18 protein-coding genes and 1 pseudogene are annotated in these 15,976 nt (G+C 47.2%); 5 read left to right on the plus strand and 14 right to left on the minus strand.

The genetic code is table 11. The annotated features are described in order from the left end of the window. The first annotated feature begins 1 nt into the window (after position 1). A complete protein-coding gene (locus AC4E8B_RS20205) occupies positions 2 to 778 on the plus strand; it encodes a cobalamin-binding protein (protein ID WP_490215168.1) in 777 nt (258 codons plus the stop codon). A gap of 294 nt (positions 779 to 1,072) precedes the next feature. On the opposite strand, the gene AC4E8B_RS20210 is transcribed toward AC4E8B_RS20205, so the two are convergent. The 5 genes from AC4E8B_RS20210 to AC4E8B_RS20230 all read right to left on the minus strand — a co-directional run bounded on the left by AC4E8B_RS20210 (position 1,073) and on the right by AC4E8B_RS20230 (position 4,723). Beyond that, positions 1,073 to 1,783: a 3D domain-containing protein gene (locus AC4E8B_RS20210; protein ID WP_490215170.1), complete on the minus strand. Its 711-nt coding sequence runs from the start codon at positions 1,781 to 1,783 to the stop codon at positions 1,073 to 1,075. A gap of 370 nt (positions 1,784 to 2,153) precedes the next feature. Next, positions 2,154 to 2,471: a YuiB family protein gene (locus tag AC4E8B_RS20215; protein ID WP_490219801.1), complete on the minus strand. Its 318-nt coding sequence runs from the start codon at positions 2,469 to 2,471 to the stop codon at positions 2,154 to 2,156. Positions 2,472 to 2,642: 171 nt separating this feature from the next. Then, the gene (locus AC4E8B_RS20220; protein WP_490215171.1) at positions 2,643 to 2,768 is read right to left on the minus strand and encodes a YuiA family protein; all 126 of its coding nucleotides are present in this window, start codon (positions 2,766 to 2,768) and stop codon (positions 2,643 to 2,645) included. A gap of 154 nt (positions 2,769 to 2,922) precedes the next feature. Then, positions 2,923 to 3,408 carry an NUDIX domain-containing protein gene (locus AC4E8B_RS20225; RefSeq protein ID WP_490215172.1) on the minus strand — a complete coding sequence of 162 codons (486 nt, stop codon included), beginning with the start codon at positions 3,406 to 3,408 and terminating at the stop codon, positions 2,923 to 2,925. Positions 3,409 to 3,505: 97 nt separating this feature from the next. Further along, complete coding sequence (locus AC4E8B_RS20230; RefSeq protein ID WP_490215174.1) at positions 3,506 to 4,723, minus strand: NAD(P)/FAD-dependent oxidoreductase; 1,218 nt, start codon at positions 4,721 to 4,723, stop codon at positions 3,506 to 3,508. A gap of 358 nt (positions 4,724 to 5,081) precedes the next feature. Here AC4E8B_RS20230 and AC4E8B_RS20235 point away from each other — a divergent pair, with 358 nt between their 5' ends. Further along, positions 5,082 to 6,080, plus strand: coding sequence for an NAD(P)/FAD-dependent oxidoreductase (locus AC4E8B_RS20235; RefSeq protein ID WP_490219803.1), 999 nt, complete (start codon positions 5,082 to 5,084; stop codon positions 6,078 to 6,080). A gap of 51 nt (positions 6,081 to 6,131) precedes the next feature. Here the strand turns inward: AC4E8B_RS20235 and AC4E8B_RS20240 are convergent, their stop codons facing one another. The 3 genes from AC4E8B_RS20240 to AC4E8B_RS20250 all read right to left on the minus strand — a co-directional run bounded on the left by AC4E8B_RS20240 (position 6,132) and on the right by AC4E8B_RS20250 (position 7,653). Continuing rightward, positions 6,132 to 6,389: a hypothetical protein gene (locus tag AC4E8B_RS20240; RefSeq protein WP_490215175.1), complete on the minus strand. Its 258-nt coding sequence runs from the start codon at positions 6,387 to 6,389 to the stop codon at positions 6,132 to 6,134. Positions 6,390 to 6,500: 111 nt separating this feature from the next. Further along, a complete protein-coding gene (locus AC4E8B_RS20245; RefSeq protein WP_490215177.1) occupies positions 6,501 to 7,187 on the minus strand; it encodes a hypothetical protein in 687 nt (228 codons plus the stop codon). 100 nt (positions 7,188 to 7,287) lie between these two features. Then, entirely contained in the window at positions 7,288 to 7,653 is a 366-nt protein-coding gene (locus AC4E8B_RS20250; RefSeq protein WP_490215178.1) for a HesB/IscA family protein, read from the minus strand. Positions 7,654 to 7,845: 192 nt separating this feature from the next. Here AC4E8B_RS20250 and AC4E8B_RS20255 point away from each other — a divergent pair, with 192 nt between their 5' ends. Continuing rightward, a complete protein-coding gene (locus AC4E8B_RS20255; RefSeq protein WP_490215179.1) occupies positions 7,846 to 8,538 on the plus strand; it encodes a DUF2225 domain-containing protein in 693 nt (230 codons plus the stop codon). 53 nt (positions 8,539 to 8,591) lie between these two features. Here the strand turns inward: AC4E8B_RS20255 and AC4E8B_RS20260 are convergent, their stop codons facing one another. Further along, positions 8,592 to 8,831, minus strand: a complete 240-nt coding sequence (locus AC4E8B_RS20260; RefSeq protein WP_490215180.1) for a YuzB family protein — start codon at positions 8,829 to 8,831, stop codon at positions 8,592 to 8,594. Positions 8,832 to 9,178: 347 nt separating this feature from the next. On the opposite strand from AC4E8B_RS20260, the gene AC4E8B_RS20265 reads away from it, so the two are divergent. Continuing rightward, the gene (locus tag AC4E8B_RS20265; RefSeq protein ID WP_490215181.1) at positions 9,179 to 10,246 is read left to right on the plus strand and encodes an NAD(P)/FAD-dependent oxidoreductase; all 1,068 of its coding nucleotides are present in this window, start codon (positions 9,179 to 9,181) and stop codon (positions 10,244 to 10,246) included. Positions 10,247 to 10,580: 334 nt separating this feature from the next. Here the strand turns inward: AC4E8B_RS20265 and AC4E8B_RS20270 are convergent, their stop codons facing one another. Next, the gene (locus AC4E8B_RS20270; RefSeq protein WP_490215182.1) at positions 10,581 to 10,910 is read right to left on the minus strand and encodes a YuzD family protein; all 330 of its coding nucleotides are present in this window, start codon (positions 10,908 to 10,910) and stop codon (positions 10,581 to 10,583) included. Between the two features lie 169 nt (positions 10,911 to 11,079). Between AC4E8B_RS20270 and AC4E8B_RS20275 the strand changes: the two are divergent. Then, positions 11,080 to 11,292 (plus strand): annotated as a pseudogene (locus AC4E8B_RS20275) (NifU family protein); the annotation flags it as partial. Between the two features lie 71 nt (positions 11,293 to 11,363). Here AC4E8B_RS20275 and thrB read toward each other — a convergent pair. The 4 genes from thrB to AC4E8B_RS20295 all read right to left on the minus strand — a co-directional run bounded on the left by thrB (position 11,364) and on the right by AC4E8B_RS20295 (position 15,873). Next, positions 11,364 to 12,281: a homoserine kinase gene (thrB, locus tag AC4E8B_RS20280; protein ID WP_490215183.1), complete on the minus strand. Its 918-nt coding sequence runs from the start codon at positions 12,279 to 12,281 to the stop codon at positions 11,364 to 11,366. Continuing rightward, a complete protein-coding gene (thrC, locus tag AC4E8B_RS20285; protein ID WP_490215184.1) occupies positions 12,278 to 13,339 on the minus strand; it encodes a threonine synthase in 1,062 nt (353 codons plus the stop codon). The genes thrB and thrC overlap by 4 nt, the downstream gene beginning before the upstream one ends. Further along, the gene (locus AC4E8B_RS20290; RefSeq protein ID WP_490215185.1) at positions 13,340 to 14,635 is read right to left on the minus strand and encodes a homoserine dehydrogenase; all 1,296 of its coding nucleotides are present in this window, start codon (positions 14,633 to 14,635) and stop codon (positions 13,340 to 13,342) included. Positions 14,636 to 14,907: 272 nt separating this feature from the next. Beyond that, the gene (locus AC4E8B_RS20295) at positions 14,908 to 15,873 is read right to left on the minus strand and encodes a 2-hydroxyacid dehydrogenase (RefSeq protein WP_490215186.1); all 966 of its coding nucleotides are present in this window, start codon (positions 15,871 to 15,873) and stop codon (positions 14,908 to 14,910) included. Positions 15,874 to 15,976 lie beyond the last annotated feature (103 nt).

The following is a 15,976-nucleotide window of genomic DNA, read 5'->3' on the forward strand; positions in this document are numbered from 1 at the left end:
TATGAAAATAGTATCTATCTGCCCCAGCAACACTGAACTTATTGCTTACCTCGGCTTGACGCACCTTCTGGTCGGGATCGATGACTATTCTGACTGGCCGGAGGAAGTGCTTCACCTTCCAAGGCTCGGGCCTGATTTGTCAATTGATATGGATAAGGTCGAGGCGCTGAAGCCTGATCTTGTACTGGCATCCTTGAGCGTGCCGGGAATGGAGAAAAATATTGAGGAATTAAAGAAAAGAAACCTGCCTTTCATCACCCTTAACCCCCAAAGCCTTGACGATATTTCCCGGGATCTGGGTACAGCCGCCGAGGCTGCCGGATATCCTGAATTGGGTGAAAAGGCTGCCGGAGAATTCATGTCGAACATTAAAAGCCTGCAGGAAAAAATGACAGGCGCCGGACACAGGCCTTCCCTATACTGGGAGTGGTGGCCAAAGCCGGTTTTCACCCCAGGAAGCATCAACTGGCTCACTGAGATCAGCGAGCTATCCGGCGCAGTCAACCTTTTCAGGGATGTGGAACTCGCCAGCGTCCAGACAGATTGGGAGGATGTCCTCCGCCGCCAGCCTGATTATATTTGCCTTGCATGGGTAGGTGTGCGCAAAGAGAAGGTAAAGCCGGAGATTGTCATGAAAAGGCCTGGATGGAATGAACTTGAGGCAGTCAGACAGGAAAGAATCCTCGTACTGGAGGAAGAACTGTATTGCCGCCCTTCCCCGCGCCTGATTGAAGGCGCTGAAAAGCTCGCCCGTATACTGCATCCGGAATGCTTTTAAAACGATAAGAAGAGGGAGGCCGTTTTATTCGGCCTCCCTCTTCTTATCGTTTTATTGTTATCTTTGCTTTATTTGCGGGTTTCAGTTTTTATTTCGCTTTTATTTGCGACTGGCTTAAGCTCCTTGCCTTTCAGCTCCTCGTTCCTTATTGGAACAGCCGCCTCCGCTTTTCTTGATCCAGCTCCAAAGCCTAGCCCCTCGAGTCATAAGCCACTTCAGAATTGAAGGCAAAGAACACCTTCTATCCTGAAGCGTCTTATGCTTGTCGGGTCTGAACAAGGCTTTTCCGCTTTTCTATTCCTCCACAGTCCTGTACTGGTGGCGGAATACCTGCATGGATTCGTTTTCGTTCAGGGCGCTTAGTTCGTCTTCAGTTAGGCTTCCGTCGCCCTTTTCAATTACATAGACATCCAGCGTTTTTTTGCCCCAGCTGCTGTAGACGTCTTCTACGGTTTCATAATAAAGGTCAAGCTTATTTCCTTTGATTGCGCCGCCTTTGTCAGCTACGACTCCGTATCCATAGCCAGGGATGAACAGGATGGTGCCGATCGGAAAAACATTGAGATCGGCTGCTACTGTGGAATACAGGTCCCGTTTTACCTTGACACCAGAGTATGTAATGCCAAAGGATGGGTGTCCAGGATTTTTTCCTGTCGATTCATAATAGGCTGTATAGCCGGTCGCCACCACAGATTTGGCTGGGTACTGCGACCAGTTGAAAGCTTCCTCCAGTGACCGGGGTTCGGCAGTAACCGCCTCGGCTGAGGAGATCAGCTCATTCGCTTCCAGCCTCGGAAGATATTTGTAGGCAAGTCCCATTGTTTTATATGTATGGTCTAAGAAAGCAAAGTTTTCCATTTCAGCTGCTGCCCCGCCGCCTTCGTACTGATAAGACTCAAGGGTTTTGGCGCCTACTCCGGATATGGATTGAAAGGTGGTAAGCAGTGCCCCTAAAAATAAAACTGACATAATGATGCGCTTAGTCCATTTTTTTAGTCTATTCATATAATAATTCACTCCTCCCAAGTTAATCATTTCCCAACTTTAGAAAAAGTATTCCTGGGAGGAATTGAATTTTGGCAGCACAGCGGTTTTCCGCCGAAATGCAAAGCCCTTCTGAAGCCTGCTGTATCAAGGTTTCAGTCTTTGAGGTCTGTTTTCAAAAAAAAAAATGAAAAATTTTAGATTCAGGAGAGTCTGAACCGCGATTGTCAACATTTTTTACATTTAAAAGTAGGATTCTGTTAGTATTCCATGTTAATTATGGGCTCATTCGTTTGAAACTTTATTTCACATGCATTTCAGCACATCCAAAAGTAAATACATATGTATAAAAACAAAATAAAAGCACTCCCGATATGGGAATGCTTTTACATTAAAACATCCTGTAGCCTCTGCTTCTCAGCATTTTGATCGTGATGCCGGCAGCGACCGCACCGGCCATCCCGCTGCTCAAAATCAGGACATCAGCCATGGCAAGCTCTGACAAAAGCCTTCCCAGCTCAGGAAATGCCTCACTGCTGTTGGTGAAATATTCTATGAAACGAACCTGGTCAACAATCAGGATTGCGATGATTGGATATATAATGGCCATGATCCAGGACATTCTAAGCAGCATATTCAATATAAAACCGATTCCAAAAAATAAAACGAAGAATAGCAGCATTGAAATTGGCAACACAAAAATCGTCATCTGCACAGGCAGTACCTCCTTAAAACATCACTTTTAAGTGTACTGAATGGCAGAAGGGTAGTCAATTTTAATTTTGTGAATAACATCTATAACGGTGCCGTCTGGAACTCGTGAACTTTTTCATGAAAGCTATATTGGCATGGAAAAACCCTGCCGTCAGCAGGGTTTGATTTATCCTTTCTTTTTACCGGAACCGTTGCAGCAGGTGCATGTTTCAGAGCCGCCTAATAAAAGCTGGAAATAACCCTTCCCTGAACAATAGTCGCATTCTTTGTTTTCATAAGTCTTTGCTGCCATCCTGCTCATCTCCTCTTCCGTACTGAATTTTCTGATAATATACCAAGAATAGAGGAAATTGGAAAGCTTCATATTGGCGGGAAAAGCCCTTCTGTAAACGCATACATGTCAGATTATCTTACAATATCTAATGAATGCTGATAATTTCTGAAAATTATAAAAATAGTTTATATGCGGAGTATCCAAAATGGTCGCCAGGATTTACTCCGTCTATCAGCGGTTTGGCCGCCCCTTCTTTAAGTTCAGTCAAATACTTGAGGAGAACCGATGCCTCTTCAAGAACCGCCGCCTCTCCCGGGTCTATATACTGCACATCCATCAGCTCGCTCTCCTGGACAATGATACTCTGGCCTTTTACAGGCTCCATCAGAAATAGGATCATATTGTCGCTGATTTCACCGCGGATCACACCGGTCCTCAGCCCAATCATGCCGATCGGCCTGCATGCAATGCCCGTTTCTTCCTCCACTTCCCTTACGGCTGCTTCATCCGCAGTCTCCCCGGGGTTGACAAAACCTGCAGGCAGCGACCATTTGCCCTTCAGCCCGCCGTACTTCTTTTTTACAAGAAGCCATTTTCCCTCCGGGGAAACAACTAATCCAGAAACAGCGAGCCATACCTTGCCTCGTTTACTCTCCATGCCTTCATGACCCCCATGCATAATTATCTTCCTATTGTAGCAAAGCTCTCGGTTTTGGACACAAAAATACCGGGGAAATGATCCCCGGCAGCTTTTATTAAAAGATATTGAATTTGCCTTTTTTCAGGACAAGCCCAGGTCCGCCAATCATGAAGAGGGCACGGTTGTCGATCATTTTCTTCATGAAAGAAGCTTTTGATCCTACCAATTTCTTGCCGAAAGCAACACCGATGGCGTCGTCTTCACCCAATGAACACACTGTACCTTTGATGTCAGGAGTGAAAGTTTCAAGCTCGCCCTTGTTGCGGATCAAGGCAACAATATTGCGCGCACATACCTCTCCCTGCTGCATAGCGATTTGAGCAGTAGGAGGGTAAGGACGGTTGATTTCTTCATTGATGATCAATGAGCAGTCGCCGATGATGAAAAGATCTTCATGGCCGGGAACCCTCAGATCAGGCTGAACCTTAACGCGCCCGCGCATCGCTTCAATACCTGAGTTTTCGATGATGGAGTTTCCGCGTACACCTGCTGCCCAGACAACAGTGCCTGCTTTGATATGCTCAACTTCTTCGTCGCCTTTTCCGACAGTGATTCCATCTTCGCTGCATTCTTTGATGGCAGTGCCAATCAGGAATTGAACGCCTTTTTTCTCCAGGTGGGAGACTGCATAATTGACAAGCTCAGGGTCAAAGCCAGGCAGGACCGTAGGAGCAGCTTCAACACAGATGATTTTAACCTTGCTGTAGTCCACATCATATTCCTTGCACAGCTCCGGCACTCTGTTTGCCAGCTCGCCAAGGAATTCAATGCCTGTGAAGCCGGCGCCGCCGACTACAATGGTCAGCCTTTCATCCTTCTTCTCTACTTCAGTATTGTAAGTGGCAAATTGATATTCAATATGCTCGCGGATCTGTCTTGCGGCATTGACATTTATAATAGAGAAAGCATGTACATCCAGGCCTTTGATGCCGAATGTTTCCGGCTCTGCACCAAGGGAAACGACCAGGTAGTCATATGTTACTTCGCCTTCCTCCAGGATGACCTTTTTTTCTTCAGTTTTGATTTCAACAGCAGTACCCTGGACAAATTCGATTTTGTTCCGGTCAATGACATTTTTAACATCATAGCGAACACGATCATGATGCAGCGTACCTGCAGAAGCTTCATGCAGCCAAGTCGTTTCATAGTGATAGTCGTTCTTGTTCACCAGTACGATTTCTGCTTCATTCACTCCAACCTGCTTTTGCAAACGTGTTGCAACCATCAATCCGCCGTATCCGGCACCTAGTATTACTATTTTTGGCTTTTTCAAAGCGTATCACTTCCACCTTTATTAGTATTTTCGAAAACTCTTCTGCTTTTTCTTATCTTCCACTGCTTTATGAGTTTTTATTTTATAAGTACAAGAAAAAAGTTTGTGATGTTCTTCACGAAGCAGAGCAAAAAAATGTCCGAAATTTGTCACAAAGTATATGTCTATAATACATAATATTCTTTTTCCATCTGTTTTTCAAGGTTAAAAATACGAATATATCCTATTGAGAAAATTAAGTTTTTTGCTTAATTTTTCTCATTATTCCAACAACTCGCAGTCCTGCTATGTGAGGTTTTTCATTATTTATGGTATGATGAAAGCTAGAAATGTTACTACATATGTTGAGGTGATTAGTGTGAAGGAAGATCAAACAATCTACGATATAACGATTATCGGCGGAGGGCCTGTCGGGCTGTTCACTGCTTTTTACGGCGGCATGAGGCAGGCATCTGTTAAAATAATTGAAAGCCTTCCCCAGCTTGGCGGGCAGCTGTCAGCTCTTTATCCGGAGAAATACATATATGATGTAGCCGGTTTCCCGAAGGTGCGTGCGCAAGAACTCGTGGATAATCTGAAAGAGCAGATGAAGAAATTCGAACCGACGGTTTCCCTGGAGCAGTCGGTAGAAAAGCTCGAAAAACAGCCGGATGGCATTTTCAAGCTAACCACCAACAAAGAAATTCACTATACAAAGACGGTCATCATCACGGCCGGAAATGGCGCATTCCAGCCCCGCCGCCTTGAGCTTGACTCGGCTCCGCAATACGAAGGCAAGAACCTGCATTACTTCATTGATGATCTGAACCATTTCTCCGGCAAGAAAGTAGTTGTTTTCGGAGGAGGCGATTCAGCGGTGGACTGGGCCTTGATGCTTGAGCCGATCGCAGAGAACGTGAAGATCATCCACAGGCGCGACAAGTTCCGCGCCCACGAGCACAGTGTAGAAAACCTTCACAATTCAAAGGTTGAAATCAAGACACCGTTTGTTCCTGCCGAACTGATAGGCAATGAGGACGGCATCTCCCAGGTGATCATCCAGGATGCCAAAGGGGAAGAAAAAGAAGCTATCGATGTTGATGCCGTCATCGTCAACTACGGTTTTGTATCATCGCTTGGCCCGATCAAAGAATGGGGCCTTGAAATTGAAAAAAATAATATTGTCGTCAACAGCAAAATGGAGACAAACATACCAGGCATTTACGCCGCAGGCGATATTTGCACATATGACGGCAAAGTGAAGCTGATCGCTTCCGGTTTTGGAGAAGCGCCGACTGCAGTGAACAATGCCAAGGCCCTTATTGATCCTAAAGCACGGGTGCAGCCTCTCCACAGCACGTCCTTGTTTGATAAATAAGCAATAAATGGCCCCGCCAGAGAGAACCTCCGGCGGGGCCGCTTTTATTTCTTACCAATAGTGTCTGCGTTTTCTGCGGCGGTCTGTTTCTGCTCCGGCTACGTCATCAGCCAGGCAGCGCCTTACAGCACGGCAAAATTCCCTGCTGTCAATATACGCATTAACTTTTACCTTAAAACGATCTTCAGACTCTCCGGCTACATCGCTCCTTTTAGAATGGCGGCGGTCGGATTCTCCAGCTACATCTTCGTTTCTCCAGTGCCTGCCGCCCGATAAGCCTGCTACATTGTCATTATACCAGCAGCTCATAGTTTCACCCCCTCTGCAGCAAGATATGTTTCATCTTATGCAGGAGGGAGACAAGCCGGCAGTGCGAACATCCTCTTCCCTTGAAAAATGGATGCTGCCTGGCAGCCCAAATTAGTACAATCGTGTTCCTTCGAGGATTTCCCGTCCGGTTTTATCGACAGCAAACCATGATGCAGCATCTTCAGCTTCCTGGGGGCGGTTCCACGCAGCTACAAAATGAACCTGGCACAGTTCGCCCTTTTTCAATCCGGGAATCGGGACTTCGAATCCATTCGGCATATACCGTACAATCTGATGCTGGGAAATTTCATCCTCAGCATTGAATCGATCCGGCATCATATCCTGCATTTTTGCCCTATGGACTAAGACGGTCCCATCCTCTGTGCCAAGAGTGAGCTTCCATCCCTCATGCTCCCAGGTCACCGCCTCAAGCCTTTCTCCGCTTTCCGGCCACCCGCTGCTTCCTTTAGGTTCCATCTCTGCCTCAAATACACAATCTTTTAAATCATGCCGTGCTCTCAGCCTCCATACAGCAGCTGCTGCTCCTTCTATTTGCATATGTGGAGGAATGCTGATGGCAGGCTTGCAGATAAGAAGCTCGGCTATGTAATCCTTATGTGAATATCTCAGTAGTAATTCTCCATGCTCCAGCTGAAAACAGGATGGTCTGCTCTGAAGGCTGGATAGGATATGACCTTTGATTCGAAGGTCAAATGAAATGGTCCCTGCCGGTGTCAGGATAATCGGGCTGCGCCCAAACTCGCACTCAGACCCCTTCGTGTATTGAAAAAGCTTCATTCTCCTTCCTCCACTTCTCTATTTCCATAAAAAAACGCTTCCCGATAGGCTCTATTGAGGTCAGGAAGCGTTCTGCCGTATATAGTATGGCATTAAGGAATCAGCAATTTTCGGGAGAACCTGCATTCTTAGCCGTTCTAAAGGAAGAACCGCAGCCGCAGGAGGCGATAGCATTGGGATTGTCGATTGTAAAGCCCCCGCCCATCATAGATTGCTTATAGTCGATCTTAGTGCCATTAAGGATGGCAGCATCTTCCTTGCTGACAAGGACTTGCAGGCCATGGAGCTCAAACTGGGCATCATTTTCTTCAATTTCATGTGCGAAGCCCATTCCGTATGACAGCCCGCTGCAGCCCCCGCCTTTTACAGCAACCCGCAGATAAGCATTTTCCTCTTCATTTTGCTTCATCATATCTTTAATTTGAAAAGCCGCAGCTTCAGTAATTTCAACAATTTGGTTTTCCATTTTAAATCCTCCTTAATCTTGAGGTTTTACTCTTATATATAGTATATACAGACTTTGAGCGGGACTCAACTGAGCAGGCTTCATTTTCGAAGCCCTTTTATCAAAATCGCAGCTCAAGTAGATCTTTTTACCTAATCAGCCTTTGGTTTATGGTATAATAAACCCACTAAAGAATAAAGGAAGGTGAGAAAATTGGCCGTACTGGAACCATTGTATGGAAAAAGCTGCAGCTGCCCTGTTTGCAGGAACACTTTTACAAGCCAGAAGGTCCGTTCCCGCTTTGTAAAAATCAAAGGCTATGACACTGATTTTCTTCCTTTTTATGACTCAGATGAAAGCAATCCGATATTCTATTACATACAAGTATGCCCTCAATGCGGCTTCTCTTTTTCAGAGGAATTCAGCCCTTATTTTCCCACGGGATCAAAGGAACAGATCAATGAAAAGATCACCAGCCAATGGAAACCCCGGGACTTTGGCAGGAAGCGGAGCCGTAATGAAGCAATCCAGACATACAAGCTGGCTGTCTACTCAGCCTTGCTGAAAAAGGAAAAGCATGTTTCAATTGCCGGGCTGTATATGCGCCTGGCCTGGCTTTACAGAGTTGCCGGGGATGAAAACCAGGAGCTGCGCTTTATGAAACTGGCTGCCCATGAATATGTTGAATCTTATTCAAGCGGGGACTTCCAGGGAACCCAGCTCTCTGAAACGAAGCTTCTCTATCTCATTGCAGAACTTTCCAGGAAAACAGGCAGCAATGAACAGGCGGTAAAGTTTTTCTCCAAAGTGATTGAACAGCAAAGCCGTTCACTTGAGCCAGGGATCATCGACATGGCAAGGGAGCGCTGGCATGAAATGAGGGAAAGCAGGAAGCACACTGTCTAATGTTCTCCCTCCACAAAAAGCGAAAAGGCCGCATACAAATGCGGCCTTTTATATTAAAACATTGGATTTTCATCCAGGAATTGATATATGTTTTCCACCAGTTCATCCGGCGTCTCTCCTGTTACAACCTCGCCGTTCACCAGGGCATATAAAGAGCTAGCGCATTTTCCGCAGTATCCCAGGCAGCCATACTCAATCACATCCAGGTCCGGATCCTTTTCAAGGGTTTCCAGTGCCTTTTGTGCACCGCTTGCCAGGTTGCTGATGCAAAATTCTATGATTGGCTGAATCATATCTTTTCACCTCTCTACTAATTGTTAATCGTACTTGGTTTCAGGATAAAACGCAAGCAAAGGCATACAGTCATATACTCAAAAAGCACTGAATTATCATTAATGCATGATCATAAGGCGTATAATGTCGACTTTTGCCTGGATTATTCAGATATGTGTTGTGATTTAGCCATAATTTCGTTATACTTTTTATGTTGTTTCATGAATTTCCTTGTGAATTAAAATTCTAATTATTTTGCTAATATAATAATGTAAACGTTTAATTTTTTATACCGTCTTTGTATTTTCTATTATTTTACTATATTACTATAGCTGCTTACATACTGGACAAAAGGGGAAATTTGGTTATGAAAAATCTTGTCATACTTGGCGGGGGATATGGCGGCATGAGAGCCCTTGCCCGTCTGCTCCCGAACACATTACCGGAAGATACAAGCATTACACTGATTGACCGGGTGCCTTACCACTGCCTTAAAACTGAATATTATGCATTGGCAGCAGGAACGATCTCTGATCAGCATGTACGGGTTGCTTTCCCTGAACATCCGCGCCTCAAGATCAAATACGGAGAAATCTCCGGCATCGACCTTGAAAACCAGCAGGTAAACCTGTCAGATGAAAAGCCTGTTTCCTATGATGACCTTATCATCGGACTTGGATGCGAGGACAAGTACCACAATGTCCCAGGAGCAGATGTACACACCTACAGCATCCAGACAATCGAAAAATCACGCCGCACTTATGAAACATTGAACAATCTGCCGCCGGGATCTGTCGTTGCCATCGTCGGGGCAGGACTGAGCGGAGTGGAGCTGGCATCTGAGCTGAACGAAAGCCGGCCGGATCTGAAAGTGAAACTGTTTGACAGAGGGAATCATATTCTTTCCGCTTTCCCTGAAAGACTAAGCACTTATGTGGAAAATTGGTTTGACAACCACGGAGTTGAAATCATCAATAATTCCAACATTACCCGTGTAGAAGAAAACATCCTTTATAACCATGACGAGCCCATTCAGTGCGATGCTATCGTATGGACAGCAGGAATCCAGCCAAGTAAGGTTGTCCGCGACCTGCCGGTGGAAAAAGATGCACAGGGCCGTGTCGTGCTCACAAAACATCATAATATCCCCGGCAATGAGCATGTGTATGTTGTTGGAGACTGCGCAAGCCTGCCGCATGCACCAAGCGCACAGCTTGCCGAAGGCCAGGCAGAACAGATTGTCCAGATCCTCCTCAAGCGCTGGAAAGGCGAGGAGCTTCCGGAATCCCTTCCGGTCATCAAGCTAAAAGGCGTCCTTGGCTCACTCGGCAAAAAGCATGGTTTCGGCCTTGTCGCCGAAAGGCCAATCACTGGCCGCGTCGCCAGACTGCTTAAATCTGGGATCCTGTGGATGTACAAATATCATAATGGCTGATCAAGCACAGCAAAGGAGTACGGATGGAAACATCCGTACTCCTTTTTGATTTGAATGGAACTGTGCAAAATATCTTTTTATAAATTTTAAAAAATAATAATAAAACGCCGACCCGCGGAAAGGAAGGTACCTGTACCATTGCAGAGCTGCCTCAACATTTCGAAGACCTGTTGGTTGGAGTGCAAGGCACGCAGACTCCTGCGGGATCGCAGCGGCAATGCTGAGACCCCGCAAGAGCTTGCTCTGAGGAGGCTCAGCGCCGCCCCGCGGAAAGCGAAGTGCCTGCAACGGAAATCAACAGCCCCCATTCAAGAAGATATCTCCTTTTTCCCATTCATGAAGCTGGCGTATAACCGCAGTCCTCCATCTTGGCGAAAATCGTTTTCAGCTTCGGATTGCCCTCGCCGACCACTTCATCGCCGATCAAAACGACCGGATAGAACATATCCTCCTCAATCACCCGCAGCGCAAAGTCCCTCTTTGCCTCATCTTCAGGAGGATTATGGATATCCACATAACTGATGGAAAAAGGCTGATTGGCAAACTTCCGGCTGACCGCAGCCTCCAGCCATTCATAGGTTTCTTTAGATGATGGCAGGTTCACACAGCTTGGGCACAATTGCTCTGCACCGTATACAATGATTTCGACTGACTTTCTGTCCATTATTTCCACCCCTTTATGTCTATTTTACCTGATGGGAGTTTGATAATCATATAGAAAAAAAATTAACGATTATTGGATTTGAAGATTGGGGAATAGATTTTTGGCTCGACAGTGATTATAATAAGTAGTAGGAAAGGAGTCGATTTTAATGGAACAAGATATCATATCAGATGTTCAGGAAGTATTAGATAAATTGCGTCCGTTTCTTCTTCGCGATGGAGGAGACTGTGAATTGGTTGATGTAGAAGACGGCATCGTTAAGCTTCGTTTGCTTGGAGCGTGCGGCAGCTGCCCTAGTTCAACCATTACTTTAAAAGCAGGGATTGAACGTGCCCTTTTAGAAGAAGTCCCTGGAGTTGTAGAAGTAGAACAGGTATTCTGAGACATTTCAATAATAAAGCGATCACGCCTGCGGCGGATCGCTTTTTTTTATGGATGGCGCCTCTGCTTATATTACCGTCCAGAAACTGCATGCCGGGATACTGTACTGCCCTTCTGATCAATGGCTAAGCGCAGCACTTCCATCTGCGGCAGCATCCTGCTTAGTCCATCAGCAGCTTCATCCCCTTTTTCACGGGCAATGAAGCAGACTACGGCTGGTCCTGCTCCGCTCAAAGCAGTTCCAAAGATGCCGAGAGCTGCTGCTTTCTCTTCAATCATGGCAAGATGGGGAACAAGCTTTCTTCTGTACGGCTGGTGATACAAATCCTTCTGCATCATCTTTCCCGCCAGCTCATAATTGCCCTGAAGAAGAGCGGCTATGAGTAGATTGGCAGCAGCGCCGGCCAGGACCGACTCTTGATGGGACAAGCTTGCCGGCAGGGCCCCCCTTGATTCTTTCGTCAGCAGCTCCTCCTGGGGAACGACCGCCAGCACCTCAAAGCCAAGATCATGGAAAGCGGATGCCAGCACTTCTTCTCCCGCTTGATAACCGATCACCAGCCCGCCAAAGATAGAGGCCCCCACATTGTCCGGATGCCCCTCCATCCGGCCTGCGAGGGACAGCTTTTCATGCCGGGTAAGCTCTAAGCCGCATAAGGAATCAGCCAGTTCTATTCCAGCGACAATCGCTGCTCCGCTCGAACCGAGGCCCCTGGCCAGGGGGATGTCGCTTTTTACCCTTAACAAACATGACGGAAGCTCCGCAGAATAATGCTCGGCTGCCATCTTTGCAGCCTGGACGATCAAATGCTTGCCATCCCTCGGGAACCCCTCCAGGCACCTGCTCTCCGGCACAACCTCCCAGTGGCCTGAACGCTCCGCCTCCACGGTCAAATATAAACTCAGGGCAAGCCCGACAGAATCAAAGCCCGGTCCAAGATTGGCCGTACTTGCAGGCACCCTGATGGACAGCATCTCTCCCTCCCTCATGAGTGCACGGCTCCCCTGATATGGCCGGCGACCGCTTCAAGCTCGTTAGGCAGGAGAACCGGTTTTACCAGGCTTGTATCGATTGCTGTGTTCGGATCTTTCAGCCCGTTCCCTGTCAGGACTGCAACAACTTTGCTGCCATGAGGTATTTCACCCTCACGCAGCTTTTTATATATCCCGGCCAGCGATGCGCACGAAGCCGGCTCCGCGAATATGCCCTCTGTAGCTGCAAGCTTGCGGTACGCCCCAAGGATCTCTGTATCGCTGACTTCATCGATTTTCCCTTTTGACTCGTCCCTCGCATCCACGGCCAGCTGCCAGCTTGCCGGGTTTCCGATCCTGATGGCAGTCGCAATCGTTTCGGGCTCAGAAAAGACTCTGTCATGGACAATGGCTGCGGCCCCTTCCGCCTCAAAGCCAAACATCCGGGGAAGGCCAGTCTGTTTAGCTCGGTTGTATTCTTTAAACCCTTTCCAGTAGGCACTGATATTGCCGGCATTTCCTACAGGGATTGCGAGAATGTCAGGCGCACTCCCAAGCTGGTCGCAAATTTCGAAGGCAGCCGTTTTCTGCCCTTCCAGCCTGTATGGATTGACAGAATTCACAAGAGTGACAGGCTCCGTTTCGCTGATGCTGCGCACCATGGCAAGCGCCTCGTCAAAATTGCCTTCAATTGAAATGATCTCCGCTCCGTACATGATTGCCTGCGCAAGCTTCCCCATGGCAATCTTGCCTTCAGGAATGACAACAATGCATCTCATGCCGGCCCTTGCCGCATATGCTGCCGCTGCGGCAGATGTATTTCCTGTCGATGCACAAATGACCGTACTGCTGCCGGCTTCCTTTGCTTTGGCAACAGCCATGACCATGCCGCGGTCCTTGAATGAGCCGGTCGGATTGCTGCCCTCAGTTTTCACATACAATTCAATCCCCCATTCCTGGGATATCCGGTTCAGCTTGATCAGCGGTGTATTGCCTTCATTAAGGGAGAGCATAGGTGTTCCATCATTAACAGGCAGAAATTCTTTATAAGCCGACAGCAGTCCTTCCCAGCGCATTTACATCCCGCTCCCCTCTACTCTGTATGAGCTCTCAATCGTATTAACAGCAGGCAAATCCCTCAGGCTTGCAAGAATATCCTCATAATCCTTTAAAGAAGATTGATGGGTGACGAGAACGATCTCAGCCAGCCCCTTTTCTTTTACCGGCAGCTGCAGGATTTTTTCAAGGCTGACAGAATGCTTTGAAAAAATAGATGTCAGTTCTCCAAAGACACCGACTTCATCTTTGACATGAAGCCGAAGAAAGTATTTAGAGAAAATTTCGGACGGAGCTTTAAGCTTCTTCGGATACTGCGGGCTGACAGCGCTCTTCCCGTTCACGCCAAGCCTCAGATTTTTCATGACGCCGACAAGATCGGATACAACTGCAGTCGCTGTCGGCAGGCTGCCTGCCCCCGGCCCGTAAAACATCGTTTCGCCAACCGCTTCGCCGTATACATAAACCGCATTATACTCATTATTTACCCCGGCAAGCGGATGGGATTCTGCCAAAAGCGCCGGCTGCACGCTGACCTCCACCTTTTCCCCTTCGCGGTGGGCAATGCCGATCAGCTTCATCGTATAGCCGAGCTGCTTTCCGTACTGCAGATCCTCTTCCGTTACCCCGGTGATTCCTTTTACTTTCACATCATCCAGATCAATTTTCATCGAGAAGCCGAGTGTGGACAGGATCGCCATTTTCCTTGCAGCATCGAGCCCCTCCACATCTGATGTCGGGTCGCTTTCGGCATATCCCAGCTCCTGGGCTTCCTTCAGCACATCTTCATAAGCACTGCCATCCTGGCTCATCTTCGTTAAAATATAATTGGTTGTCCCATTGACAATGCCCATCATCTTGGTGATGCGGTCAGAGGCCAGACCGTCTGCAAGACCTCTTAAAATAGGGATGCCCCCGGCAACGCTGGCCTCATAAAACAGATCGCAGCCATTTTCTGATGCAGCAGTCAAAAGTTCAGAACCATACAGGGCCATCAAATCTTTATTGGCTGTCACTACATGCTTTTTATTGGCAAGCGCCCTAAGCAGGTGCTTCCTTGTATCCTCAATTCCCCCCATAACCTCAATGATGATATCAATATCCGGATCATCGATGATTTCCTCCGGGCTTCCTGTTAGCAGGGAGGCTTCAATATCCACTTCGCGCTGCTTATTCAAATCCTGCACAAGCACTTTTTTAACCTCAACCGGACAGCCTACCTGATGCATCAGCTTATCCTGGTGGTTTTTAATGATTTTCACAACACCTGATCCGACAGTCCCCAATCCTAACAATCCAACTGAAATAGCTTCCAATCTATTATCCCCCTCGCCATTGTTCTTTTAAGGTGTACATTTGTATTTATATAGTAGACATTATAGAATTTGGCAGATAATTTTACAATAGGCAATATTCAGAAAAATATTTATGGAATCGCTTACTGTATTGGGGGAGTATGTGTTGGCAGGTTCAAACTTTTTTTCAAAAGGGGACAAAGTGCGATGGCTGTTAATCAAATTGTTTGTTTATGATGCTGATATATTTATAAAACCAAAAGCCCGGCGAAAAGCCGGGCCACCATCAGGAATTAAATATGTACGGGCGTTTTTGCCTGCTTGCCTGATAAAACGAGATTGATATTCTCGGCACAAAGCCTGGCCATTTCCATTCTTGTTTCCGTGCTGGAGCTTCCGATATGTGGAAGAGCGACAACATTTGGCAGGCTGAGGAGCGGATGGTCTGTACCAATCGGCTCTTTTACAAATACGTCCAGTCCGGCACCGCTGATTTCCCCATCAGCAAGGGCATGGTAAAGCGCCTCTTCATCCACAATGGCTCCGCGGCCGGCATTGATGAAAACTGCGGACTTTTTCATTCTCCGGAACGTCTCTTCCGTGAACAGATTTTTCGTAGACTCATTTAGCGGGGCAAGACATACAACATAATCGGACTCCTCGCACAGCTCCTCGAATGAAGCATAGACAGCACCGAGCTTTTCTTCCGCTTCAGGCCTCCTTGACCTGTTATGGTAGAGGATGTTCATGTCGAAGCCCTTTGCACGCTTTGCCACTGCCTGGCCGATATTTCCCATGCCAACAATGCCGATCGTTTTATGATGGATATCCTGGCCGGCAAGCAGCAGCGGGCTCCAGCCCTTCCATCTACCTTCTTTCACATATTCTGCGCTTTCCGTGATTCTACGGGCAGCCGCCATCAATAAAGCAAACGTCAGATCGGCTGTTGTATCTGTCAGCACATCCGGAGTATTGGCAACAATGATTCCTTTCTCCGCTGCAGACTTCACATCTATATTGTCATAACCGACTGCCAGATTGGCAACAACCTTTAAATTGCCTGCTTCAGCCAGCAATTCCCCATCTATGGAATCTGAAAGCATCGTCAGGAGTGCCGATGCCCCTTTAGCCTTTTCCCTAAGGACTTCAGCCGGGACCGGGATGTCTTCCTTATCCCACATCTCTACTTGGTAGCGATCGTTCAGCCCGGCAATTGTCTCTTCCGGCAGCTTTCTTGTAATGTACACTAAATCCTTCATTAATCTAAGCCTCCCAGCAGTTGCCATAAAAGTTTTTACCTCCTTATTATAAAAGGAAGAATTGGCAATTCAAAGGAAAAGCCTTTTTGGGAGTGCTGCCGGG

Source organism: Bacillus sp. SRL543 (assembly GCF_984799205.1).

Coding starts and splice junctions, on each gene's coding strand:
- AC4E8B_RS20205 (WP_490215168.1), top strand. CDS start 2: ATGAAAATAGTATCTATCTGCCCCAGCAACACTGAACTTATTGCTTAC.
- AC4E8B_RS20210 (WP_490215170.1), bottom strand. CDS start 1,783: ATGAATAGACTAAAAAAATGGACTAAGCGCATCATTATGTCAGTTTTA.
- AC4E8B_RS20215 (WP_490219801.1), bottom strand. CDS start 2,471: ATGACGATTTTTGTGTTGCCAATTTCAATGCTGCTATTCTTCGTTTTA.
- AC4E8B_RS20220 (WP_490215171.1), bottom strand. CDS start 2,768: ATGGCAGCAAAGACTTATGAAAACAAAGAATGCGACTATTGTTCAGGG.
- AC4E8B_RS20225 (WP_490215172.1), bottom strand. CDS start 3,408: ATGGAGAGTAAACGAGGCAAGGTATGGCTCGCTGTTTCTGGATTAGTT.
- AC4E8B_RS20240 (WP_490215175.1), bottom strand. CDS start 6,389: ATGAGCTGCTGGTATAATGACAATGTAGCAGGCTTATCGGGCGGCAGG.
- AC4E8B_RS20245 (WP_490215177.1), bottom strand. CDS start 7,187: ATGAAGCTTTTTCAATACACGAAGGGGTCTGAGTGCGAGTTTGGGCGC.
- AC4E8B_RS20250 (WP_490215178.1), bottom strand. CDS start 7,653: ATGGAAAACCAAATTGTTGAAATTACTGAAGCTGCGGCTTTTCAAATT.
- AC4E8B_RS20260 (WP_490215180.1), bottom strand. CDS start 8,831: ATGATTCAGCCAATCATAGAATTTTGCATCAGCAACCTGGCAAGCGGT.
- AC4E8B_RS20265 (WP_490215181.1), top strand. CDS start 9,179: ATGAAAAATCTTGTCATACTTGGCGGGGGATATGGCGGCATGAGAGCC.
- AC4E8B_RS20270 (WP_490215182.1), bottom strand. CDS start 10,910: ATGGACAGAAAGTCAGTCGAAATCATTGTATACGGTGCAGAGCAATTG.
- thrB (WP_490215183.1), bottom strand. CDS start 12,281: ATGAGGGAGGGAGAGATGCTGTCCATCAGGGTGCCTGCAAGTACGGCC.
- thrC (WP_490215184.1), bottom strand. CDS start 13,339: ATGCGCTGGGAAGGACTGCTGTCGGCTTATAAAGAATTTCTGCCTGTT.
- AC4E8B_RS20295 (WP_490215186.1), bottom strand. CDS start 15,873: ATGAAGGATTTAGTGTACATTACAAGAAAGCTGCCGGAAGAGACAATT.